Source organism: Nonomuraea jiangxiensis (assembly GCF_900099965.1).
Taxonomy (GTDB): domain Bacteria; phylum Actinomycetota; class Actinomycetes; order Streptosporangiales; family Streptosporangiaceae; genus Nonomuraea; species Nonomuraea jiangxiensis.
Window position 1 is genome coordinate 58,570 of sequence record NZ_FNDJ01000039.1, and the last position, 22,033, is coordinate 80,602.

Sequence of the window (22,033 nt, forward strand, 5' to 3'; positions counted from 1 at the left end):
ACTTCCCAGTTATCGTCGCTCTCATCCTGCAGGTCGCCATGGCCGATCCCTCGCTGGGTCGAGGCTGCCTACCGCCGATCGCGGACGATGAGGGTGCACCCGGATACTATGCTGCGTCCGGTAATCATGATGAAACCTTTGCTTCGCCTACTGTCCGAATCCGGGCCTGATCGCAGGTATTTATAAAGGTGACAGGGATCAGGTGGCCCAGGTGATCGGGCCACACCGACATGACTTCACCGCACGACAACGCAACACCCCCGAACCACATCATCCGCCGTACCACGCGAACCGCGGACCATACCTTTCGGCACGAACGACGGCGTCCAACTGCCGATCGAAGAGACCCATCGGGCCAGCAGCGATGCACGGTCATCCCAGGCCGGCGTACTGGAAACGGCTTCTCATCTCCCCCGCACGCATGGATGCGTTCCTGCACACGGGAGCCGTCCTTACTCTGCGTCGCCTCGAAGCGATGAGCGCTGAACTGGCGGCGACACGCGGAGACCGCCGGCGCCCGCCCCGCCATTGACCGTCGGATTCGGCCTTGACCATCGCCATCCAGGTGGGCGTCGATACACCCTGTCCGGCACGGCCATCGATGCGGCGGGGTGACGACCACGGGCGTGCTCGCCCCTCACGCCACCGCATCGGCCGCGTCAGACGGGCACACGGCGGCCCCGGCGCTCCACACCGCACAGACGGCGGCACGGCGACAGGACCGCCGTGCGCCCGTAGCCACCGATCACCGGGGCCATGGCTAAACGGGATATCGCGGGATGCATGTCCGGAACGGGACTCGTTTAAGGCACGGCTCTTGGCCAGGGCGGTCGGTCCCTTCACCGGCCGCTTCCGGGGCTGGGCGCAGCAATCCTGTGCCGAGCGCCACCCCGCCCCTGCTCACCCACACCAGCCCCTGCCCAACAGCACTAAAGAGAACAGGACAGTCACCACGATGGCCGAGGGACGCACCTTCAAACGCTGCTCCTGCCGCGACAGCGACGGCAAGGCACTCGGGCAGAAATGCCCCAAGCTGCGCCGCGCCGACGGCGGATGGAGCTACCGGCACGGCATCTGGAACTACCAGATCGAACTCCCACCCGGACCCGACGGCACGCGGCGCGGGCCACTGCGCCGCGGCGGCTTCGCCACCCAGGACGCCGCCAAAGACGAACTCGGCCAGGTGCGCGACCTGCTCGCGCTGACCGACCCGCGCGAGCCCGCCACCCGTACCCAGATCGCCGACCTGATCAAGCGCACCCTGGCCGAGACCGACACGCTTCCGAACGCGGAGACGATCCGCCGCAAGATCAAGACCGGGCAGCATCTGACCCAGGAGATCACCGTCGAGCAGTGGCTGGCGGAGTTCCTCAACCGCAAGCGGAAGATCGAGGAGACCACACGCCGCTCCTACGAGGGCCACATCCGCCTCTACCTCACCCCGCATCTGGGGCGGCTCAGGCTGGAGCAGCTCAAGGTGAGCGACATCGCGTTGATGTTCGAGCAGATCGAGGAGTTCAACGACACCATCGCCGAACGCCGCGCCGAACCCGACCCGCAGGTGCGCGCGAGCGTCAAATACCGGCGGCCGATCAGCATCGCCACCATGCACCGCATCCGCGCCACCCTCCGGCACGCGCTCAACATGGCCATGCGGCAAGACCGTCTGATCGACTTCAACCCCGCCGCGGTCCTGGAGATGCCCGCTCACACCCGGCCCAAGCCACTGGTATGGACCGACGACCGCGTCCGTGCCTGGCAGGCCGACTACCGCAGCTACCGGGAGAGGCAGAAGCAACGCCGAGGTGGACGGCGGGTCGATCCCATCGACGCCTACACCAGCGTGCCGCGCCCCTCCCCGGTCATGGTGTGGACGCCAGCGCACACCCGCCTATTCCTCGAAGAAGCCCAGCGTCACCGCCTGTTCGCCCTCTACCAGCTGATCGCGTTGCGCGGGTTGCGCCGGGGCGAGGCGTGCGGGCTGCGCTGGAAGGAGGTCGATCTCGACGGCCACACTCTGACGGTGAACTGGCAGCTCGTACAGCTAGCATGGGAGGTTCATGAGGGCACCCCGAAAACCGACGCCTCGGTCCGGACGATCGCCCTGGACACCGACACCGCACGGGTGCTGCGCGCCCACCGGCAACAGCAACTGCAGGAACGCCTGGCCATCTGCGAGGCATGGACCGACAGCAGGTTCGTCTTCACCCAGCCCGACGGCAGCCGCCTGCATCCCCAGCACGTCTCCGACCAGTTTCTCTGGCTAGCCTACCTGGCCGGCCTGCCACCCATCCGGCTCCATGACCTCCGCCATGGCGCCGCCTCGCTCATGCTGGCCGCCGGAGTGGAGATGAAGGTTGTACAGGAAACCCTGGGACACACCTCCAGCGCCTTCACCGCCGACACCTACACCTCCGTCTACCCGCAGGTCGCCACGGCCGCCGCCGAAAAGACCGCCGCCCTGCTCTTCGGCGAGGAAAGCCAGGCTGAGGCCGGGAAACTCATCTCGCTGAGGAGCTGACAGTCGGATTAAGTGTCCGGCCCCGCATTCGCCGCCTGCTCGCGGCCAGTCGGGGCCACTGCTCTTCCCGCAGCAGCCGGAGACGGTGAATGGATCATGATGTGTGCGGGGTTGGTGCGCGCGAGCACGCACGGAGCACGCAAACGCTAGACAAAAATTCTAGAACGCATCCGATCCCGCATCATCGCAGGTCAGAACATGATCAAAGCGCGCCCTGCAGGATTCGAACCTGCGACCGTCGGATTAGAAGTCCGGTGCTCTATCCAGCTGAGCTAAGGGCGCTCCCGCCTTATTGTGCATGATCCGGCGACTTGTCATGCACAGGTTTTCCCCGTGTCAGCCTGACCAGGCCGATCACACCCACATGGACGGCCTTCGCAGGGCTGTCGCCAGCAGGTCCTGGCTGATGGCGCGCCTGGCCATGTGGTCTCCGTGAGGATATCGAAGTTGCCGGGAAGAGGAGAAACCGGAGAAAGCCATACAAAGAGCCCGCCCAGATGCCCCCAAGGGGGAGGGATGGGTTTCGGCTGAGGTCGGGGCAGGGTGTCCTGGGGCGGCGGGGGTTCGGGGCTGGGGCTGGGTGGCGGGTCGCGTCCGTCCGTTCGGGGCGGGGGTGCTCGTGGCGGCTGCACCGTGGGGGGCCTGGGGCGGGGAGCGATGCCGGCTTGATGTCGAGATGGCGTACGGGTGGCTGGGGTCGGTTGGGGAGGTGGGGAAGGGAGGGGGTGGGGTGGGAACGGGGGGCGGGGTGGGGTGGGAGGGGATAAGATTTGTCGGCATGGTCGCGACGCTCCTGCATGAAATTCCGCTGCAGGGCGGGGACGTGACTGACGGGGTGGTGCGGGTTGGGGATACCGTGCGCAGACCGGCCAGTACGTCTACGCCCGCCGTGCACGCCCTACTCAGGCACCTAGAGGCGGTCGGGTTCGAGGGTGCGCCCCGGGTGGTGGGGATGGATGGGCTTGGGCGGGAAATCTTGACGTTCATCCCTGGAACGACTGGTTTAAGGGTTGAAAGCGTGACCGATGGGGCTTTGTCCGGGGTTGCGCTGTTGTTGCGTGAATATCATGACGCGACCATCGGGTTTCCCCTGACGCCTGACGGGTGGGAAGGGGGGTCGAACGATGACCGGATGCCGGAGGTCGTCGGGCACTGCGACCTGACGCCGGAGAACGTGGTCTTCTCCAGGCCCGGACGGCCGCATGCGATGATCGACTTTGATCTGGCCCGGCCGACCACCCGGCTCTTCGACGTCGCCACCACCCTGCGGCACTGGGCCCCGATCGCCGACCCCGTCGACCGCCACCCGCTGCTCCGCAACCTCGACGTGGGAGCCCGGCTCCGGCTGTTCTGCGACGCGTACGGGCTGCTCCCCCGCGACCGCCGCCGCCTCCTTGAGCTGGCCAGGACCCGCTTCCACCGCTCCTACACCGTGATGCGCACCCGCGCCACGGCCGGCGGCACCTGGGCCCGGATGTGGGCGGGCGGCGCGGGTGAGCGCATCCGCCGTGCTGCTGCCTGGCTGGATGTCCACGAAGATGAGCTTTATGCCCATTTGGTATGACCCCCTGGGCCTCGCTCTCGGCGTGGCCCTCGATCAGGTGTTCGCCGACCCCCGCAGTGCCGCTCATCCGGTAGCGCTGTTCGGGCGGGCCGCGGCGGGCCTGGAAAGATCCCTGTACGCGGACAGCAGAGCGCGTGGAGTCGTGCACGTCGCCGTGTGCGTCGGATCCGCGACGGCCCTCGGCGTGCTGGCCCAGCGGGTACCCGGCCGCGCAGCCCGTACGGCCGTCACCGCCGTCGCGACCTGGGCGGTGCTCGGCGGCACCACGCTCGCCCGCGAAGGCGCCTACATGGCCGACGCCCTCGAACGCGGCGACCTGGAACGCGCCAGAGCCCGGCTCCCCCACCTCTGCGGCCGTGACCCGGCTGGCCTGGAGGCTCCCGAACTGGCCAGGGCCACGGTCGAGTCGCTGGCCGAGAACACCTCCGACGCCGTCGTGGCCCCGCTGTTCTGGGGGGCGGTGGCGGGGGTGCCGGGACTGCTGGCGTACCGGGTGATCAACACGCTGGACGCCATGATCGGCCACCGTTCCCCCCGCTACGAGCGCTTCGGCTGGGCGGCGGCACGCCTCGACGACGTGGCGAACTACCTGCCCGCCCGGGTGACGGGGCTCCTCACGGTCCTGACGGGACCGAACCCCGGGCGCGCGCTGGCGATGCTCAGCCGGGACGGCCACCGCCACCCCAGCCCGAACGCCGGCCGGTGCGAGGCCGCGTTCGCCGGCGCGCTCGGAGTGACGCTGGGCGGTACGAACGTGTACGGCGGCCGCACCGAACACCGCCCGACCATGGGCGACGGCCCCAGGCCCGCCGTCAAGGACATCCGCCGCGCCGCCCGCCTGACCCGGGCGGTGAGCCTGGCCGCCGCCGGAGCAGCCGTCCTGACGGCGTGGGCCCTGAGATCGCGCACCCGGTCGTCATGAGGAAAGGGACCCGACCAACCGTGTGACGGACAACATTGAAGGATTGTGGCGGGCGGTCATCCGTCTCCCCGGCGCAGGAAACGCGCCATGGCCGCCCGCCTCAAGCAATCGCCACGCGGTGAACGGTCCTCGTGATCGCTCTGAAGGCGGCGCTCACATCACGCGGTTGAGGTTGAGCACCAGCCAGATCACGAACAACGACACCACCGTGATCCCGATCATCGACCTGGCCGCGTTGTGCGCGACCACCTTACGTGCGGTGACCTGCTTGGCGCTCTGCTTCCACACCTGCCGCATGATGATCATTGCTTGATAGCGGCGGCCGAGGGCGAACACGGCGAGCGCGATGAGGATGAACAAGACGATGCGCATGTCTGCAGCTGCCACGGAGATCCCCCTGTGGGCTTTGAAAACTGATGCCCCCGAGGCTTTTGAAACTCAGGATACTCCTAGGGCCCGAGTTTTACGGGTGGAGATCGACCACGATCGGTGCGTGATCGGAGGGGCCCTTGCCTTTCCGGGCCTCGCGGTCGACGTAGGCCGAGCGCACTCGGGCCGTGACGTCCGCGCCGGCGTAGACGAGGTCGATCCGCATGCCCTTGTTCTGGTGGAACATCCCGGCCCGGTAGTCCCAGTACGTGAACGGATGCGGTCCCTTCATCGGCGTGGGCACCACGTCATGCAGCCCGAGGGCGCGCAGGTCGGCCAGGGCCTTGCGTTCGGCGGGCGTGACGTGGGTCGAGCCGACGAACAGCGCGGGGTCCCACACGTCGGCGTCCGTCGGCGCCACGTTGTAGTCGCCGCAGGCCACCAGCGGCGCGGCCGTCTCGGCGGCGAGCGCGTCCCTTAGCGCCGCGAACCAGGCCAGCTTGTAGGCGTAGTGCGGAGAGTCGACCGTGCGGCCGTTGGGCGCGTACAGCGACCACACCCGCAGCCCGCCGCAGGTCGCGCCGATCGCGCGGGCCTCAGGGCAGACCGCGCCGAGCTCGGCGAGCGGCCCGCGCTCGCCGTCCTCGTCGAGGGTCGCGAGCCCGGGCGGGCCGTCCTCGCCGGGCTCGGCGAAACCGGGCTCGGCGAAGCCGGGCTCGCCGGGGAAGCTCAGCGTCACGTCGTCCAGGCCCACCTTGGACAGGATCGCGACGCCGTTCCACCGCCCGTCGCCGTGGGCCGCGGCGGCATATCCCAGCTTGCCCACCTCGGCGGCGGGGAACGCCGCGGCGGCGCACTTGGTCTCCTGGAGGCAGAGGATGTCGGGTTCGGTCTCGGCCAGCCAGTCGAGCAGGCGGGGCAGGCGTGCCTTGACCGAGTTCACGTTCCACGTAGCCAGGCGCATTCCTCCAGCCTGCCACCGGTCGGCCGGTCCTCAGGACCGAACCCGTCGTCAGAGCAGGCCGCCGCGGCGGGCGACGGCGGCCGCCTCCACCCGGCTGGTCGCGCCCAGCTTCGCCATGATGTTCGAGACGTGCACGCCCGCCGTCCTGGCCGAGATGAACAGCCGCTCCGCGATCTGCTTGTTGCTCAGCCCGTCGGCGACGAGCCGGAGCACCTCCAGCTCGCGGGCCGACAGCGCGAGCTCGGCGGTGCGGTCGATGCGGAGCGTGGCGCCGGTGGCCTCGACCTCCCGCCGCAGCGGCTCCGCGCCCAGGGTGTCGGCTATCGTGGCCGCCTCGCGCAGCAGTTCGCGGGCGTTCGCGCGGTCCTGCTCGGCCGCGCGGACCAGGGCCTGCCCCAGCGCGTACGGCTGCCCGACCGAACGCCAGGCGGCCACCGCCTCCGCCCAGGACCCCCCGCACTCGGCCCGGAACGTGGCCCGGTGCGCCTGCTGCACCCGCCCGGTCGTGGCGATGCCCGCGGGCGCCTCGCGCAGGCGGCCGATGCGGGCCGCCAGCACCAGCAGCGGCCAGGCGTAGCGGCGGCTCAGCGTGAGGTCGTGCTCGGTCAGCACGTGGTCGGCCACCCGCCGGGCCCGCTCCAGGTCGGCCTGGGCCACCGCGAGGCGGCATTCGAGCAGGTCGGGTTCCAGGCACGAGTCGTATCCCCGCGAACGCCCCCGCATCAGCGGCCGGGCCAGCCGGAGGATGTCGTCGGCCTCGGCCAGCGAGCCCTCCCAGACCGCGACGGTGCCGAGCACCATGAGGATCCAGGCGCGGTGGATCGGCGGCGGGTCGAGCGCCAGGGCGGCGGCCATGACCTCGCGGGCCTCCTTCCAGCGGCCGAGCGAGGTCAGCGGCTCGGCGAGGTTCGCGGCCAGGTGGGCGCCCCTGGAGCGGGCCAGGCCCAGCCGCCGGGCCCGGGCGATGCCCTCGCGGGCGACCGACTCGGCCCTGGCGTGCTCGCCCGCGGCCTCCAGCACGTCGGCCTGGCTGGCGTAGCACGCGAGCAGGCTGTCGTCGTCGGGCGCGCCTGCCCTGGCCTCGGCGTACAGGCTGGAGGCCGTCTCCAGGTCGCCGTCCAGCGCGGTGAGGGCGGCCAGCGTGGTCAGCGACCTGGTGTCGCCGAGGGCGAGCGCCTCTTGGGCATGGGCGCGGGCCTCGGCGTCCTGGCCGTTCCAGTAGAGGGTGGTGGCGAGCGCGCCGATCAGCGTGGCCTCGCTCGGGGCCAGGCGTACGGCCTCGCGCAGGTCGTCCAGGCCCTCCTCGCCGAGCAGGTCGCGGATGGCCACGCGCAGCTCCAGCAGGTGCGCGGCCCGCAGCGGGTCGTCCGCCTGGTCCAGCGCCCGCGTCGCGAGCTCCTCGGCGCGCTTGGCATCGCCCTCGGTCAGGGCGTCCCGGGCGGCCAGCTCCAGCACCAGTACGTGGTCCTCGTCCTCCGCCTGGTCCCACAGGTCGAGCACCCGGTCCCAACGCCTGGCCCGCCAGGCGGCGTCGAAGGCGCGTCGCCTGTCACCGGCGGCGTACCAGTGGTCGGCGGCCAGCTCGGGCTGGGCCTCGGCGCAGCGGGCGTGCAGCCGCCGCCGCTCCCCCGGCAGCAGGTCGTCGTAGACGGCCTGGCGGATCAGGGCGTGCCGGAAGGCGTAGCCGTCGCCGTCCACGAGGAGCAGCCGGGCGCGTACGACCGGCCGCAGCGCCTCGTCGAGCGCCAGGTCGTCCAGCCCCGCCAGGGCCCGCAGCACCTCGTGCGGCGTACGGGGGCCCGCCACGGCGGCGATCCGCAGCACGTCGTGGCTGTCCGGCCCCAGCCGCTCGGCCCCGGCGAGCAGCAGCTCGCGCAGCGTGGCCGGGGTGGCGGCGCCCGCGCCGGCGTCGGCCAGCGCCTCGACGAACAGCGGGTTGCCCTCGCTGCGCGCCATGATCACGTCCAGCTCCTGGTCCACGCCGTCCAGCATGCGGGCCACCTCCGCGCGGCCCAGCGGCGGCACCCTGATCACCTCGGCGCCGGGCAGCCGCAACGGCTCCCGCGAGGTGGCCACGAACAGCACGCCCGGCCGCATCACGTTGCGCAGCAGGAACACCAGCAGGTCCCGGCTGGCCTGGTCGGCCCAGTGCAGGTCCTCCAGCACGAGCACCAGGGGACGCCGCTGCGCCGCCCGCTCGACCAGCAGCAGCGCCTCCTCGAACAGCCGGGCCCGGCCCAGGTCCGGCAGCTCCTCGACCTCGCCCAGCTCGGGCAGCAGCCGGGCGAGCCCGCGGCGCCCGCCACCGGGCACCAGGTCGGCCCCGTACTCCCTGATCAGGCGGCGCAGCACCGGTACGAACGGCGCGTACGCCGTCCCGCCCGGATCGGCCCCGCCCTCCGCCACGAGCCCGTCCACCCCGGCGAGGAACTCCCGCACCAGCCTCGACTTGCCGATGCCCGCCTCGCCCACCACCAGCACACCACCGGGCGTGCTGTCCCGCGCGGCCACCAGCCGCGCCAGCTCCGCCTCTCTCCCCACGAACACGGGCTCCATTATGAAGAGGCGGCTAAGCATCGTGCCCTATGTGGCGTAGATCCGTTTTCGTCAGAGTCGTTGGCATGATGACGCGATCGATGAAACTGGCGATGGCCGCCTCGACCGCCGGGATGCTCGGCTTCTACCTGCTCTTCTCCGCCCTCCCCCTGTATGCCGCGACCGGCGGCGGGGCGGGCGGGTCCGGAGCGGGCGCGGTCACGGGCGTCATGATGCTGGCCACGGTCCTGGCCGAGCCGACGGTCCCGTGGTTGCTGTCCCGGTTCGGCTACCGGGCGGTGATGGCGCTGGGCCTGACCCTGCTCGGCCTGCCCGCGCTCCTGCTCCCGCTGTCGGCGGAGCTGCCCCTGGTGCTGGCCGTCAGCCTGCTGCGCGGGGCCGGGCTGGGCATCCTGGTCGTCGTCGGTACCGCGATCACGGCCGAGCTGGTGCCGGCCGAGCGCCGGGGCGAGGGCCTCGGCCTGTACGGCGTGGCGGTCGGCGTGCCCTCGATCCTGGGCCTGCCGCTGGGGCTGTGGGCCAGTGACACGCTCGGGTTCACGCCCGTCCTGATCATCGCGGCGCTGGTGCCGCTGGCCGGGCTCGTGGCCACGGCGGGGCTGCCGGCGACCAGGCCCGCGCGCGCCACCGGCGGGCCGGGCCTCGGGCTGCGCGGGCTGGCGGGGCCCGCGGTGCTGTTCGGGACGACGGCGGTCGCGACGGGTGTCATGGTGACGTTCCTGCCGCTGGCGGGGTCGCCGGGGCTGGCCTCCGTGGCGCTGCTCGCCCAGTCGCTGGCGACGCCGACGGCCCGCTGGGTGGCGGGGCGGCTGGGCGACCGGCACGGGTCGGCCCGCCTGCTCGTGCCGGGGCTGTCCGCCGCCGTCGGCGGCGTGGCGCTACAGGTCTGGGTGGGCAGTCCGGTGGCGGTGGTGGCGGGGATGGCGCTGTTCGGGGTGGGGTTCGGGGTGTTGCAGAACGCGACGCTGGCGCTGATGTTCGAGCGCGGGGCGGCCTCGACGGTCAGCGCCCTGTGGAATCTGGCCTATGACGCGGGGATGGGGGTGGGGGCGATGGGGTTCGGGCTGGTGCTGGGGCTCACCGGCTATCCGGCGGGGTTCGCGATGGTGGCGGTGCTGGTGGCGGTCACGCTGCCGCTGGCCAGGGCCGGGCGTACGCAGGCGCCGCTCGCCCGGTGATCGGGGAGCACCCGGGTCAGGGGCGGGTGCGTTCCACTCCCACGGTGATCTCGGTGCCGAGCCGGCGGCCCATGAGCAGCTCCAGGTCGTCGCCGCTCCAGAACCTGCCGGGGTCGTACCAGTTGGGGCGGCGACCCGGCAGCAGCCCCATCGCCTCGTATGTGACGGCCACGACCTCGGCGCAGTAGGCGCTCTCCAGCGTCCCCTCGCCGCGGCTCCTGCGCGGGACGCGGCCCCTGGCCCAGCGCGCCGCCATCCGGGCGGTGGACGGGAACGGGGTGCCGTCGAGCCTGGCGATCGTGCGCAGGGCCGCGTCCTCCATCTCCCGCGTCGCCTCCGGTTCGAGCTGGCGCAGCCAGGCCCGCTGGTCGTAGCGGTCGGCCCAGACCTTCACCGCCTCACGCAGGTCGTGCAGCTGCACCCCGCGCTGGTGGGTGCCCGACCAGAGGTCCGGCAGCGACCTGCCGAGCTCCGCGTGCCACATCATGGGCGGCAGGTCCTCGATCACGACGGCCATGCCGACGTGGTTGACCGGGCTGTTGGTCATCGTCTGGATGGCCCGGTCGGGCACCGAGCGCCCGCGGAAGACCCACAGGTCACCGGTCCTGGTCACTTTGGCGGCCTCATCGAGAGTCAGCACACCGCTAGCCTAAGCACATGCGCTGGTGGAAGATGCTGGGTCTGGCCGGAATCATGGGCGTCGCGGCCACAGGAGTGGTGATCGCGCGGGCCGAGCGCCGCCGCCGCGCCTACACCCCCGAGGAGATCAGGACGCGCCTGCGCGAGCGCGTCGAGGAGGGGACGGGCGGTTCAGCTCGCGGGGCGTAGGTCGTAGACGAAGACGACGTCGGGGTAGGCCGGGTTGTCCTCATAGCCCTGCACCCCGCCCAGATAGGCGCGCTGATAGTTGACGACCCAGGGCAGCGCCACGGCCGCGCGCTGGTCGAGCACCCGCTTCGTGACCTGCTCGTACGTGTGCTGCGCCGCCATCGGGTCGGTCACCGTCAGCTCGGGCAGCGTGTCGAGCAGCGTGTCCAGCCGCTGGTCGTTGAGGTAGGCGAGGTTGAAGACCGGCGGGTTCCCGCTGTGGAAGACGTTGCCGAAGTAGGAGTAGCCGTCGGCGTAGTCGGGCCACCAGTACATGACGAGGATGTCCTGCCCGCGTTCCTTGCCCAGGTCCCACTGGGCGTTCCAGGGCATCGCCCGGGCCACGAGGGTGATGTTGAGCGACCGCAGCGTCTGCGTCAGCTTCGTGGCGAGCAGCTGCCAGTCGGCGTCGCCCTGGCCGTACGTCAGGCGCAGCCGCAACGGCCGGCCCCCGGGCCCGTAGCCCGCCGCCCGCAGCAGGGCGGTGGCCCCGGCCAGGTCCTGCCGGGGGGTGCGGCCTGACACGTGGCCCAGCAGGCCCTCCGGGACGACGCCGCTGACCGGCGTGCCGGCGCCCCTCAGGTCCTTGATGAGGCCCCGGTAGTCGACGGCCTTCTGGAGGGCGCGGCGCACGCGTACGTCCTTCAGAGGCCCGCTCGCGGTGTTGAACAGCATCATCGCCGTCTGGAACGAGGGCCGCGTCGACGTGCGCAGGCCCGGCACGGCGGCGGCCTCGGCGAACCGGCGCGGGGCGAGCTTGGGCACGAAGCTGGCCTCGCCGCGCTGCAGCAGCTGCCATGCCCGCTCGGGGTCGGGCACGACCTGGAACTTCACGGTGTTGTAGTGCGGCCTGCTCCACCCGCCCCAGTACTGCGGGTACGCCTTGAGCGTGAGCTCCTCCTCCTTGCCCTTCCGCCACCCCGCCACCATGTACGGCCCGGAGCCGGCGTCCAGGCCCGCCCGGAAATACTCCCCGAGGTCCGGGGCCGCCTTCGTGTCGTAGATGTAGGCCGCGTACCCGGAGGAGGCCACCAGGTCCAGCGGCACCGGGTATTTCAGCTGGAACGTCACCGTGGACGGCCCCTCGACCCTGATCGAGGAGACGGCGTCCCAGATGTAGGAGGCGCCGGCCTTGGCGCTCATCGTGCGCTCGATCGACGTCTTGACGGCCATCGCGTCCAGCGGCCTGCCGGTGTGGAAGGTCACGCCCTGCCGCAGGTTGAACGTCCACGTCCGGCCGTCCGCCGACGGCCGCCACGACGTGGCCAGCCGGGGGGTGGACTTCTTGGTGACCGGGTCCCAGAAGGTGAGGGTCTCGTAGACGTTCTGGAAGGCGGCCAGCTCGTTGGAGTAGGACTTGCTGGGGTCCCACTCGGTGATGATGTCCAGGTTCTTCAGGTAGACGAACGTGGAATCGCCGGCGGGCGCACTGGCGGGCGCACTGGCTGGGGCACCGGCGGGCGCCTGCTCCGCGGGCGCCGAGCAGGCCGCGAGGAGCATCAGCGCGGCGGCCGCTGCGAGACGACGGCGCAACGCAACTCCCTCTGTCGGCATGTACGCGGGGAAACCTACTCCAAGATCATGAGCACCGGGGCTCTGTGTCCAAAAGTCCCGAAAAATTGGGCATTCTGGTGATCGGATTGCTATCCTCGGGGCTTGTCCCGTCCGGGGTTGCCAGCAGGGGACCGACCGGAGTGAGGTGCCATGGGTCGCAGCCGAACGATCCGGATGAAGATCATCGGACTACTACTCGTGCCACTGAGCTCCATGGTGGTGTTGTGGGGGGTCATCACCGCGGTCACTGCCGGCGAAAGCCTGGAACTGCGTGAATACAAGACACTCTGGACGAATCTCCGTGTTCCCGCGTACAAACTGATCAACGAGATCCAGGATGAGCGGCTCATCTCGGCCAAGCTCCAGCGTGACTCCGCGGAAAAGTCCGCCGTGATCACGCAGCGTAAGCGTACCAACACGGCCGTCGCCACGTTCAGGCGTCTCTCCAGCGATTCCAGGGACAGATCCGACGGGATCCGTACACAGGTGGATGCGGTGTACACGCAACTCGACAGGCTCGAGTCGATCCGGGGAGAGATCGACACGGGCCTGGCCGACCGGCTGCACACTTACGAGGCCTACAACGCGGTCGTCGACCCGCTCTTCGGCCTGCACCGGCGGGTCGCGATCATCGACGACATCCCGATCTACGAGCAGTCCCGCGTGCTCATCGACATCGCCTACGCCAGGGAGCTGCTCACCAGGGAGCAGGCCATCGCGCTCGGGCCCACCACGGTGGCGGAGCGCCGGCAGTTCACGCAGCTCGTCGGCAACCGCCGCTTCCTGATCGACCAGGCGCTGGACGAGCTCGACCCCAGCCTGCGCGAGCCGCACATCGGCCTGATCACCTCGCCCGCCTACCAGCGGATGCGGATGATGGAGGACCAGATCATCGCCGGCCGCACGCCGCGGGACTACCTCGCCGCCACGGAGGGGCCGGTCAAGGGCTTCCTGGACGTGCAGATGCGGGCCAGCATGATCCTGAACGGGCGTGCCGACCCGGTGGCCGACCAGGTGCTGTCGAGGGCGTTCCTGCTCGCGGGCACGGCGCTGGCGCTGGTAGTCGTGTCGATCGCCTTCTCGCTGCGCATGGGCAACCGGTTGTCCAAGGAGCTGGGCGCGCTGCGGCTGGCCGCGCTGGAGGTGGCCCAGGAACGGCTCCCGCACGTGGTCGCCAAGCTGCGCAAGGGCGAGACGGTCGAGATGCCCGAGCTGTCGGTGGCCAGCACCACGGTCGAGATCGACGACGTCGGGCAGGCCTTCTCCACCGTCCAGCAGACCGCCGTGGAGGCCGCCGTCGGCCAGGCGCAGCTCAGCGAGGGCGTCGGGCACGTGTTCCGCAACCTGGCCCGGCGCAGCCAGACGCTGCTGCACCGCCAGCGCATCCAGCTGGAGGACATGCAGCACCGGGCGACCGACCCGGAGGCCCTCGACGACCTGTTCCGGCTGGACCACCTGACGACACGCATGCGCCGCCACGCCGAGGGCCTGATCATCCTGTCGGGCGCCACGCCCGGCCGCGGGTGGAGCAAGCCCGTGCCGCTGCTCGACGTGGCCCGCGGCGCGTCCGCCGAGGTGGAGGACTACCAGCGCGTCACCGTCGAGCCGATGCCCGGCCATCGCCTGGCCGGGCCCGTGGTCGGTGACGTGATCCACCTGATCGCCGAGCTCATCGAGAACGCCACCGTCTATTCGCCGGCGCACACGCCGGTCATCGTGCGCGGCGAGGTGGCCGCCCGCGGCTTCATCGTCGAGGTCGAGGACCGCGGGCTCGGGATGAGCGCAGAGGAGCTGGCCGATCTCAACGAGCGGCTGGCCAGCCCACCGGAGTTCGACCTGGCCGACAGCGATCGGCTCGGCCTGTTCGTCGTCTCCCGCCTGGCCGCCAGGCATGACATCCGCGTGACGTTGCGCGGTTCACCATATGGAGGGACCACCGCGATCGTGTTGATCCCGGAAGAGCACGTGGCCGAACCAGAGGCCGCCGTGACGAAGGAACCCGCCCGGCCCATGCGGGTGGTGCGAAGTGACTGACGGGCGTGACGAGCGCTGGCTGGACGAGGACGCCGGTCCGATCGTCCCCGCGTATCTGCTGACCCGGGGCCGTACCGTGCCCGCGAGCAAGGCCATCGACCTCATCGCGGTGATCATCACGTCCGGCGGGCTCACGCCGCCGGTCGGCCTCGGGCCGGAACATCTCATCATCCTGCAGAAGTGCACGAGGCCGACCCGGCTCGTGGACGTCGCGGCCGAGCTCAACCTGCCCATCGGCGTGGTCAGGGTGCTGGTCGGCGACCTGCACGCGCAGCAGCTCGTACAGGTCGAGCTGCCCCCGCCGGCCCCGGACGCGACGGTGCTGCTGGAGGTGATCAGCGGGCTGAAGGCGCTGTGACGGCCGCGCGGCGGTTGAGCGCGCCGTACCCGGCCGCGAACAGCGCGGCCACGGCGCCCGCCGCGGCGGCCACGCCGAAGACCCACTGGTAACCCCGTACGCCCGGCTGAGCGGCCAGTACGGCGGCGATCACCGCTCCCGCCGTGCTGCCGCCCACGATGCGCACCAGCGCGTTCACGCCCGCCGCCACGGCCGTCTTGGCCGGGTCCACGTGCTCGACCGCCATCGTGCCGAGCGCCGCGTAGCCGATGCCGAGGCCGATGCCCATGAGCGAGGCGGCCACGTACAGGTCGGCCGAGCCGTCGTTGGACAGCACCAGCCAGAGGCCGGCCAGCCCGGTGACCGCCGATCCCGCGGCCACCATCGTGGAGGCCCGGAACGTCCGCATGAACCGGCCCGCGAACAGCGAGATCACCAGCATGAACAGGGTGCTCGGCAGCAGGTAGAGCCCCACCTGGAGGGTGGAGGCGCCGAAGCCGCCGGAGCTCGCGGGCGCCTGGGCGAAGCCGGACATGCCAGTCAGGATGGTGAAGAACGAGAAACCGAGCAGCATCGAGGACACCGTCGCGCCCACCGTGCCCCGGTGCACCAGCATGGACATCTCCACCAGCGGCTCGGCCACCTTGAGCTCCACCAGCACCCAGACGGCCGCCAGCACCACCGCGGTGGCGAGCAGGCCCAGCACGCCCGCCGAGGTCCAGCCCCACGAGCCGCCCTCGCTGACGGCGAGCATGAGCGCGACCAGCCAGGCGGCCAGCAGCGCGGCGCCGAGCAGGTCCGGGCGCCCCTTTCCGGCCGGACGACTGTCGCGGACGAGAACGGCGACGATCACGGCGGCCACCAGCGAGATGCCTCCCATGATCCAGAACACCAGGTGGAAGTCGCCGGAGGCGAGCCCGGCCAAAATCATGCCGCCACCGCTCCCGAAGCCCATCGTCGCGCTGAGCACGCCGATGCCGGTCGCGAGCTGGTGCCTGGGCACCGTGTCGCGCACCACCCCGATCGACAGCGGCACCAGCGCGGCCACGAAGCCCTGCAACACCCGGGCCACGATCAGCATGGTCAGCGAGGTCGCCAGGGCCGCCAGCACGGAACCGATCACCAGGAGGGCGAGGGCGCCGAGGATCATGGGGCGCCTGCCGTACATGTCGCCGAAGCGTGACAACAACGGCGTGGCGACCGCGGCGACCAGCAGGCTCAGCGTGAGCGTCCAGGTCACGGCGGTAAGTGAGGCGTTCAGCTCCCGCTGCAGCACGGGAAGCAACGGGACCACCGCGGTGTTCTGCAGCGCGGCGATGGAGGCCGCGAAGGCCAGAGAGACCACGGCGGGCCAGGGATTCTTGCCAGAAGTCTTGGTTGCGGCTGGTGCGACCAAGGTCGCCATGTCCGGCTCCTTTTAGGTAATTTAGGTAAGCAACTGGGCAACGGTAACACATACGTAAGTTAGGTAAGCAAATCGATGGACGACGACCTCAACGGCACGGTGGCGGCCTTCCGCACGCTCGTGACCACGCTCAACCGCGGCAAGACCCACGAGCGACTGACCGAGGTGGCCGGCGTCCGGCTTGACCGGCCCGATCTGCAGGTGCTCATCTACCTGCTGGACTCGGGCGAACCCCGCCGGATCGGCGCCATCGCCGAGGGGCTGCAGGTGGAGAGCCCGCACGTGACCCGGCACGTGGCCGCGCTGGAGCAGCGCGACCTGGTCGAGCGCGTACGCGACCCGGACGACGGCAGGGCCTGGCGCATCGCGCTCACCGAGGAGGGGGCCGAGGTCGCCGCCCGCTGCCGCAGGGTGACGACGGACTGGTTCGCCGGCGCCCTCACCGACTGGTCCGAGGCGGATCGAGCGGAGTTGTCCAGGTTGCTACGCAAACTGTCCGAGGACCTGAGCGATCACCTGCGCGCCCAGGCCGTCATCAAGTGACCGGCATCACGTGACCGGCATCATGTGACGGGGCCGCCCGAAGCCCCGGCCAGGACGTCCTCCGCCCGGTGGCAAGCGACCTGACGGCTCTCCACGTCCCGCGGCTCGGGCGCCCGCTCGCATTCCGGCACCGCCAGCGGGCAACGCAGCCGGAACGGGCACCCCGTCCCGGCCGGTACGGCCTCCGCCCGCCCCGTGGCCTCGGGCGGCGGGCCGCCGAGCCTGGGCACGGCGTCGCGCAGGGCCCGGGTGTAGGGGTGGGCGGGGTTGGCCAGCAGGTCGCGGGTGGGGCCGGACTCGACGACCCGGCCCGCGAAGAGCACGTGCGACGTGCGGCAGAGCCGCTCCACCACGGCGAGGTTGTGGGTGATGAGCAGGCGCTCGGCGTCCAGGGAGGCCAGCAGGTCCAGGATCCTGGCCTGGACCGTGACGTCCAGGGCGCTGGTGGGCTCGTCCAGGATGAGCAGCCGGGGGTCCACGGCCAGGGCCCGGGCGATCACGACGCGCTGGCGCTGGCCCCCGGAGAGCTGGTGCGGCCTGCGGGCGGCCAGGCCGGGGTCGAGGCCGACCTGTTCGAGCAGTTCGGCGACCCGCTGCTTGGCGCCGGGGCGGCTGCCTCTGGGCAGGGCCTCGGCGATGGAGGTGCCGATGCGCATCCGGGGATCGAGGGCCTCGGCCTGGAAGACGGGCTGGACGTCCTTGCGGAACTTCCTCAGGTCAGCTTTTTTCAGGGTCTGGTCGCCGTACCAGATATTTCCGGACATGGGGGTGAGGAGGCCCAGGAACGCGCGGGCCAGCGTGGTCTTGCCCGAGCCGCTCTCCCCGATCAGGCCGACGCCGCCCTCGGTGATGTCCAGGGTCACCTCGTGCACGACCGGGCGGCGGCCGTACCCGAGCGTCACCCGCTCGGCCCGCAGGATCACAGCGACGCTCCTGGCACGGACAACACGGCCTCCAGGAGTTCGCGCGTGTACGGGTGACGCGGCTCGGCCAGCACCCGCGCGGCGGGCCCCGACTCGACCACGGCGCCGTCCTTCATGACCAGCACCCGGTCGGCGATCGTCGAGACCAGGGCCAGGTCGTGGGAGACGAGCAGCAGGGCGAGCCCGCGCTCGGCGCGCAGCCGGCGCAGCACGCCGACCACCTCGGCCTGCACGGTCACGTCGAGGGCGCTGGTGGGCTCGTCTGCCAGGATGACCTCGGCGCCCAGGGCGATGGCCAGCGCGAGGGCGAAGCGCTGGGCCTGGCCGCCGGAAACCTCGTGCGGGTAGCGGGTGAGGATCTCGGGGTCGAGCATGACCGCCGCCACGGCCTCCGCCATGATCTCCGCGCTGCCCTTGGCGGACCCGTTCCCGACGCCGTGGAGCTTGAGCGCGCGGCGCATCAGGACGCCGAGCCTGGTGGCGGGGCTGAGGGCGGCCTGGGGGGACTGCATGACGAGGGCCACCCGCGCGCCCCTGATCTCGCGCAGGCGGCGGGGCGAGGCCGTCAGGACCTCGACCCCACAGACCCGAACTTGTCCCGAAATTTCGGCATCTGGGGTGAGGCCCAGCAGCGAGAGGAGCGTGGTCGACTTGCCCGACCCGCTCTCCCCCACGATCGCCACGCACTCCCCCGCGCCGACGTCCAGCTCGGGAACGTCGGCCACGAGCCGCCCGCCGTAACGCACCCGCAGGTCGCGTACCTCGATCATTTCACCACCCTCGCAGTCCCGCTCCGCGGGTCCAGCGCGTTGCGCAGCCCCTCGCCGAGCACGTTGAACGCGAACGCCGTCACCAGGATCGCCAGCCCGGGGAAGGTGACGACCCACCAGTTCGTGGTGAACAGGGTCTGCCCCTGCTGCACCATCAGCCCCCACTCCGCCGTCGGCTCCTGCGCGCCCAGCCCCAGGTACGACAGCGCCGCCGAGGTCAGGATCACGCCCCCGGCGTCCAGGGAGAGCTGGACCAGGACGGGGGTGAGCGAGTTCGGCAGCACGTGACGCAGGATGATCAGCGGCGCGGGCACCCCCAGGCAGCGGGCGGCGTCCACGTAACTGCGGGTGGCGATCGAGGCGGCCATGGAGGCGGCCAGCCGGGTATACCAGGGCCACCAGGTCACCGCGATGGCCAGGACGACGGTGTTCACGCTGGGCTGCAGCACGACGGCCATGGCCAGGGAGAGCAGCAGGGCGGGGAAGGCCAGGAAGACGTCCGTGACCCGCATGATCACGTCCCTCAGCCAGCCCCCGGCGTACCCGGCGACCACCCCCAGCGTGACCCCGACCACCGCCGAGACGCCCAGCACCGCCACGGCGATGAACAGCGACGTGCGCCCGCCGTACAGGATCTGCGAGAACACGTCCCGCCCGACCTGGTCGGTCCCGAACCAGTGGGCGCCGCTGGGCGGCCGCAACTGCTCCAGCGGCCGCAGCTCGCCCATCGGGTACGGGGCCAGCCACGGCGCCAGGATCGCGGACAGCACCACGAGCACGAGGAGCACGGCCCCCAGCGCGGCGAACCGGTCCGGGACCCGTGGCAGCCACCTGCGCAGCGGCACGGCCTCCGCGCTCGCCATCACCCCGTCCTTCCCGGCCGTCATCGGGCCCTCGTCCGCGGGTCCACGAAGGCCTGGACGATGTCCACCACCAGGTTCGCCAGCACGTACACCAGGGCGACCAGCAGCGTGACCCCCGCGATCGCCGGGGTGTCCAGCGAGCGGATCGAGTCGGCGGCGTAGCGGCCCAGACCCGGCCAGTTGAAGACCGCCTCGACCAGGAACCCGTTGACGATCGAATAGGCGAAGACCAGGGCGATCAGCGACAGGACCGGGTTCAGCGCCGGTCTCAGGGCGAACTTGGTCAGGATGGACGTCTCGCCGAAGCCCAGCGCGCGCTCGAGTTTCGTGTGGTCCTGGCCGGACTCCTCGATCAGCGCCGCCCTGGTCATCTGGGCGATCACCCCCGTCGGGTACGCGGCCACCACGAGGGCGGGCAGCACCAGATGCTGGAGTGTGCTCGTGAAGATGGGCCAGTTGCCGGTGATGAGGGCGTCGACGATGGTGATGTTCGTCCAGAGGGTGAGCGGGCTGGTGGTGTCGAGCGAGGAGTCGTACTCGCCGGCGATCGGGAACCAGCCGAGGCGGCTGGCGAACACCAGCTGCAGCACCAGGGCCAGCCAGAAGACCGGCACGGAGACGGCCAGCATGCTGCCGAAGCGCACCCCGAGGTCCGGGAGCCGCCTCTGGTGCCGGGCGGCGAGCACCCCGACCGGGATGCCCACGACGACCGCGATGAGCAGGGCCGCGCCGACCAGCTCCAGCGAGGCGGGGAATGCCTGGTAGAGGTCGTCGCGCACGGGTTGCCGGGTGTGCAGGCTGATGCCCCAGTCGCCGCTGATCAGGTCGCGTACGTGGTTCAGCAGTTGCACGGGCAGCGAGTCGTCCAGCCCGAACCGCCGGCGCACCTCGGCGAGCTGCTCGGGCGTGGCCTTGGGCCCGGCGAAGGCGACCGCCGGGTCCCCCGGCACCAGCCGCATGACGGCGAACGTGAGCACGACCACGCCGGCCACGACCAGGAGGGCCTGGCCGAGCCGGCGGGCCAGATAGCGGAGCATCTCGTCAGCTGACCCGCTTGAGGTCGTGGAAGAAGACCACGTTGGGGTAGGCGGGGTTGTCCACGTAGCCCTCGACGTCGGAGGACAGCGCGCGCTGGTAGGTCTGCACGTACGGCACCGCGACCGCCGCCTGCTCCGTGATGATCTTCTGCTGCAGGTCCTGGTAGGCCTGGCCGGCCTTGACCTGGTCGGTGGCCGTGAGCTCCGGCAGCGAGTCGATGACCGAGTCGATCCCCGCGTTCTTCAGGTAGGAGAGGTTGAACTGCGGCTTGTCCTCGCTCTTGAAGACGTTCAGGAACCACGAGTAGGCGTCCGGATAGTCCGGATACCAGTACATGATGAAGACGTCCTGGCCCCGCGCCTTGCCCTGGTCCCACTGCGCGGCCCAGGTCATGGGCTTGGCCTGCAGGATGACGTTGAGCTTCTGCAGCGCAGAGCTGAGCAGCGTGACCAGCAGCTTCTGGTCGTCGTCGCCCTGGGCGTAGGTGAGGCTGAGCTTGAGCTCGGGGTTGTCGGGGCCGTACCCGGCCTCGGCGAGCAGCGACTGCGCCTTGGCCAGGTCCTGCTTGGGCTCCATGCCGGTGACGTGGCCGAGCAGGCCCTGCGGCACCAGGCCGCTGGCCTTCTGCCCCGAGCCCTTGAGCGCCGCCGCGAGGCCGTCGTAGTCGATCGCGGCCTGCAATGCCTGCCGGATCCGGACGTCCCGCAACGGACCCGTAGCCGTGTTGAACAGCACCAGCAGGTTCTGGAACGACGGGGTCTGCTCGGTCCGCACGTTCTCGGTCGTCCCGGCCTGCTCGAACAGCTGCGGGTTCAGCCGCTGCACGTAGTTCACCTCGCCGCGCTGGAGCAACTGGTAGGCCGTGGTGATCTCCGGGGTGACCCGGAAGGCGACCTTCTTGTACTGGTCCGGCCGCCAGCCGCCCCAGTAGCCGTCGAACGCCTTCAGCGTCAGCTCCGTCTCCTTGCCCTTCTGCCAGGAGTCGATCGTGTACGGCCCGGTGCCGGCGGTCGTCCTGCCCTCCGGGTCCACGGCGTTGACGTCGTAGATGTAGGCGGCGTACCCGGAGGAGGCGACGAGGTCGAGCGGGGTCGGGTATTTGAGGGTGAACTTGAGCGTGGACGCGTCCACGGCCTCGATCTTGTCCACCGAGTCCCAGATGTACGCGGCCCCGCCCTTCTTCTCGATCGTCCGCTCGATGGCCTTCTTGGCGGCCTCGGCGTCGAGCGTGGCGCCGGAGTGGAACTTGACGCCCTGGCGGAGCTTGAAGGTCCACTCCTTGCCGTCGTCCGCCGAGGTCCACTCGGTGGCGAGGAGCGGCTCGGCCTCCTTGGTCTGGGAGTTGTACCTGGTCAGGCCCTCGTAGATGTTCTGCAGGGCGATGATCTCGTTGGAGTAGGAGATCGCCGGGTCCCAGTCGGTGACCACGTCGAGGTTCGGCACGTACACGAACGTGCTGTCGTTGGCCTGCGCGGTCGCCGCCGGCTGGGTGCCGCCGCTCGTTCCCGGCGCGGGCGTGCCGCCGGCACCGCGTACCTGGCCGCCGCCGCACGCGGTCGCGGTCAGTATCAGGACACCGGTGACCCCGGCGGCGAGCAGTCGCTTGTGCCAGAGCATGGTGGGGG

General features: G+C 70.9%; 19 protein-coding genes and 1 tRNA gene. 8 read left to right on the plus strand and 12 right to left on the minus strand.

Annotation, left to right across the window (positions count from 1 at the left end):
* The first annotated feature begins 955 nt into the window (after positions 1-955).
* Entirely contained in the window at positions 956-2,521 is a 1,566-nt protein-coding gene (locus tag BLS95_RS48650; protein WP_090946428.1) for a tyrosine-type recombinase/integrase, read from the plus strand.
* Positions 2,522-2,729: 208 nt separating this feature from the next.
* Here BLS95_RS48650 and BLS95_RS48655 read toward each other — a convergent pair.
* Positions 2,730-2,803 (minus strand) — tRNA-Arg (locus tag BLS95_RS48655).
* An 850-nt stretch (positions 2,804-3,653) separates the two neighbouring features.
* Between BLS95_RS48655 and BLS95_RS58705 the strand changes: the two genes are divergently transcribed.
* Together BLS95_RS58705 and BLS95_RS48665 are read left to right on the plus strand one after the other, a co-directional pair.
* Positions 3,654-4,085, plus strand: coding sequence for a phosphotransferase (locus BLS95_RS58705; protein ID WP_245765737.1), 432 nt, complete (start codon positions 3,654-3,656; stop codon positions 4,083-4,085).
* A complete protein-coding gene (locus BLS95_RS48665) occupies positions 4,069-5,007 on the plus strand; it encodes a cobalamin biosynthesis protein (protein WP_090946429.1) in 939 nt (312 codons plus the stop codon). The genes BLS95_RS58705 and BLS95_RS48665 overlap by 17 nt, the downstream gene beginning before the upstream one ends.
* Positions 5,008-5,160: 153 nt before the next feature.
* Here the strand turns inward: BLS95_RS48665 and BLS95_RS48670 are convergent, their stop codons facing one another.
* From BLS95_RS48670 to BLS95_RS48680, 3 genes are all read right to left on the minus strand, one after another.
* Positions 5,161-5,379 (minus strand): hypothetical protein, encoded by a 219-nt coding sequence (locus BLS95_RS48670; protein ID WP_090946430.1) that lies wholly within the window; start codon positions 5,377-5,379, stop codon positions 5,161-5,163.
* A 91-nt stretch (positions 5,380-5,470) separates the two neighbouring features.
* Positions 5,471-6,340 carry an exodeoxyribonuclease III gene (locus BLS95_RS48675; protein ID WP_090946431.1) on the minus strand — a complete coding sequence of 290 codons (870 nt, stop codon included), beginning with the start codon at positions 6,338-6,340 and terminating at the stop codon, positions 5,471-5,473.
* Between the two features lie 48 nt (positions 6,341-6,388).
* Positions 6,389-8,887 (minus strand): ATP-binding protein, encoded by a 2,499-nt coding sequence (locus BLS95_RS48680; RefSeq protein WP_176993810.1) that lies wholly within the window; start codon positions 8,885-8,887, stop codon positions 6,389-6,391.
* A gap of 74 nt (positions 8,888-8,961) precedes the next feature.
* Here BLS95_RS48680 and BLS95_RS59435 point away from each other — a divergent pair, with 74 nt between their 5' ends.
* The gene (locus BLS95_RS59435; RefSeq protein ID WP_218136380.1) at positions 8,962-10,074 is read left to right on the plus strand and encodes an MFS transporter; all 1,113 of its coding nucleotides are present in this window, start codon (positions 8,962-8,964) and stop codon (positions 10,072-10,074) included.
* 16 nt (positions 10,075-10,090) lie between these two features.
* Here the strand turns inward: BLS95_RS59435 and BLS95_RS48690 are convergent, their stop codons facing one another.
* Complete coding sequence (locus BLS95_RS48690) at positions 10,091-10,711, minus strand: hypothetical protein (protein ID WP_218136381.1); 621 nt, start codon at positions 10,709-10,711, stop codon at positions 10,091-10,093.
* 20 nt (positions 10,712-10,731) lie between these two features.
* Between BLS95_RS48690 and BLS95_RS56450 the strand changes: the two genes are divergently transcribed.
* Complete coding sequence (locus BLS95_RS56450; RefSeq protein ID WP_176993811.1) at positions 10,732-10,902, plus strand: hypothetical protein; 171 nt, start codon at positions 10,732-10,734, stop codon at positions 10,900-10,902.
* Here BLS95_RS56450 and BLS95_RS48695 read toward each other — a convergent pair.
* A complete protein-coding gene (locus tag BLS95_RS48695) occupies positions 10,885-12,474 on the minus strand; it encodes an ABC transporter substrate-binding protein (protein ID WP_090946435.1) in 1,590 nt (529 codons plus the stop codon). The genes BLS95_RS56450 and BLS95_RS48695 overlap by 18 nt on opposite strands.
* Positions 12,475-12,645: 171 nt before the next feature.
* On the opposite strand from BLS95_RS48695, the gene BLS95_RS48700 reads away from it, so the two are divergent.
* Entirely contained in the window at positions 12,646-14,529 is a 1,884-nt protein-coding gene (locus BLS95_RS48700; RefSeq protein WP_245765738.1) for a sensor histidine kinase, read from the plus strand.
* Complete coding sequence (locus tag BLS95_RS48705) at positions 14,522-14,887, plus strand: DUF742 domain-containing protein (protein WP_090946437.1); 366 nt, start codon at positions 14,522-14,524, stop codon at positions 14,885-14,887. The genes BLS95_RS48700 and BLS95_RS48705 overlap by 8 nt, the downstream gene beginning before the upstream one ends.
* Here BLS95_RS48705 and BLS95_RS48710 read toward each other — a convergent pair.
* A complete protein-coding gene (locus BLS95_RS48710) occupies positions 14,865-16,271 on the minus strand; it encodes an MFS transporter (RefSeq protein ID WP_090946438.1) in 1,407 nt (468 codons plus the stop codon). The genes BLS95_RS48705 and BLS95_RS48710 overlap by 23 nt on opposite strands.
* A gap of 75 nt (positions 16,272-16,346) precedes the next feature.
* On the opposite strand from BLS95_RS48710, the gene BLS95_RS48715 reads away from it, so the two are divergent.
* A complete protein-coding gene (locus BLS95_RS48715; RefSeq protein WP_090946439.1) occupies positions 16,347-16,814 on the plus strand; it encodes a MarR family winged helix-turn-helix transcriptional regulator in 468 nt (155 codons plus the stop codon).
* A gap of 20 nt (positions 16,815-16,834) precedes the next feature.
* Here the strand turns inward: BLS95_RS48715 and BLS95_RS48720 are convergent, their stop codons facing one another.
* Genes BLS95_RS48720 through BLS95_RS48740 form a run of 5 tightly spaced genes read right to left on the minus strand, consistent with a single transcriptional unit; the run spans position 16,835 to position 22,025 of the window.
* The gene (locus BLS95_RS48720; protein ID WP_090946440.1) at positions 16,835-17,737 is read right to left on the minus strand and encodes an ABC transporter ATP-binding protein; all 903 of its coding nucleotides are present in this window, start codon (positions 17,735-17,737) and stop codon (positions 16,835-16,837) included.
* Positions 17,734-18,507: an ATP-binding cassette domain-containing protein gene (locus BLS95_RS48725; RefSeq protein WP_090946441.1), complete on the minus strand. Its 774-nt coding sequence runs from the start codon at positions 18,505-18,507 to the stop codon at positions 17,734-17,736. Before BLS95_RS48725 ends, BLS95_RS48720 begins: the two co-directional genes overlap by 4 nt.
* Positions 18,504-19,394, minus strand: coding sequence for an ABC transporter permease (locus BLS95_RS48730; protein WP_090946442.1), 891 nt, complete (start codon positions 19,392-19,394; stop codon positions 18,504-18,506). Before BLS95_RS48730 ends, BLS95_RS48725 begins: the two co-directional genes overlap by 4 nt.
* A complete protein-coding gene (locus tag BLS95_RS48735) occupies positions 19,391-20,407 on the minus strand; it encodes an ABC transporter permease (RefSeq protein WP_090946443.1) in 1,017 nt (338 codons plus the stop codon). Before BLS95_RS48735 ends, BLS95_RS48730 begins: the two co-directional genes overlap by 4 nt.
* A 4-nt stretch (positions 20,408-20,411) precedes the next feature.
* Positions 20,412-22,025: an ABC transporter substrate-binding protein gene (locus BLS95_RS48740; RefSeq protein ID WP_090946444.1), complete on the minus strand. Its 1,614-nt coding sequence runs from the start codon at positions 22,023-22,025 to the stop codon at positions 20,412-20,414.
* Positions 22,026-22,033: the final 8 nt, after the last annotated feature.

Bases quoted from the DNA above. Each gene is read 5' to 3' on its own strand.
- BLS95_RS59435 (WP_218136380.1), top strand. From the start codon at position 8,962: ATGATGACGCGATCGATGAAACTGGCGATGGCCGCCTCGACCGCCGGG.
- BLS95_RS48700 (WP_245765738.1), top strand. From the start codon at position 12,646: ATGGGTCGCAGCCGAACGATCCGGATGAAGATCATCGGACTACTACTC.
- BLS95_RS48715 (WP_090946439.1), top strand. From the start codon at position 16,347: ATGGACGACGACCTCAACGGCACGGTGGCGGCCTTCCGCACGCTCGTG.
- BLS95_RS48740 (WP_090946444.1), bottom strand. From the start codon at position 22,025: ATGCTCTGGCACAAGCGACTGCTCGCCGCCGGGGTCACCGGTGTCCTG.
- BLS95_RS58705 (WP_245765737.1), top strand. From the start codon at position 3,654: ATGCCGGAGGTCGTCGGGCACTGCGACCTGACGCCGGAGAACGTGGTC.
- BLS95_RS48675 (WP_090946431.1), bottom strand. From the start codon at position 6,340: ATGCGCCTGGCTACGTGGAACGTGAACTCGGTCAAGGCACGCCTGCCC.
- BLS95_RS48665 (WP_090946429.1), top strand. From the start codon at position 4,069: ATGCCCATTTGGTATGACCCCCTGGGCCTCGCTCTCGGCGTGGCCCTC.
- BLS95_RS48735 (WP_090946443.1), bottom strand. From the start codon at position 20,407: ATGCTCCGCTATCTGGCCCGCCGGCTCGGCCAGGCCCTCCTGGTCGTG.
- BLS95_RS48725 (WP_090946441.1), bottom strand. From the start codon at position 18,507: ATGATCGAGGTACGCGACCTGCGGGTGCGTTACGGCGGGCGGCTCGTG.
- BLS95_RS48710 (WP_090946438.1), bottom strand. From the start codon at position 16,271: ATGGCGACCTTGGTCGCACCAGCCGCAACCAAGACTTCTGGCAAGAAT.
- BLS95_RS48730 (WP_090946442.1), bottom strand. From the start codon at position 19,394: ATGACGGCCGGGAAGGACGGGGTGATGGCGAGCGCGGAGGCCGTGCCG.
- BLS95_RS48650 (WP_090946428.1), top strand. From the start codon at position 956: ATGGCCGAGGGACGCACCTTCAAACGCTGCTCCTGCCGCGACAGCGAC.
- BLS95_RS56450 (WP_176993811.1), top strand. From the start codon at position 10,732: ATGCGCTGGTGGAAGATGCTGGGTCTGGCCGGAATCATGGGCGTCGCG.
- BLS95_RS48670 (WP_090946430.1), bottom strand. From the start codon at position 5,379: ATGCGCATCGTCTTGTTCATCCTCATCGCGCTCGCCGTGTTCGCCCTC.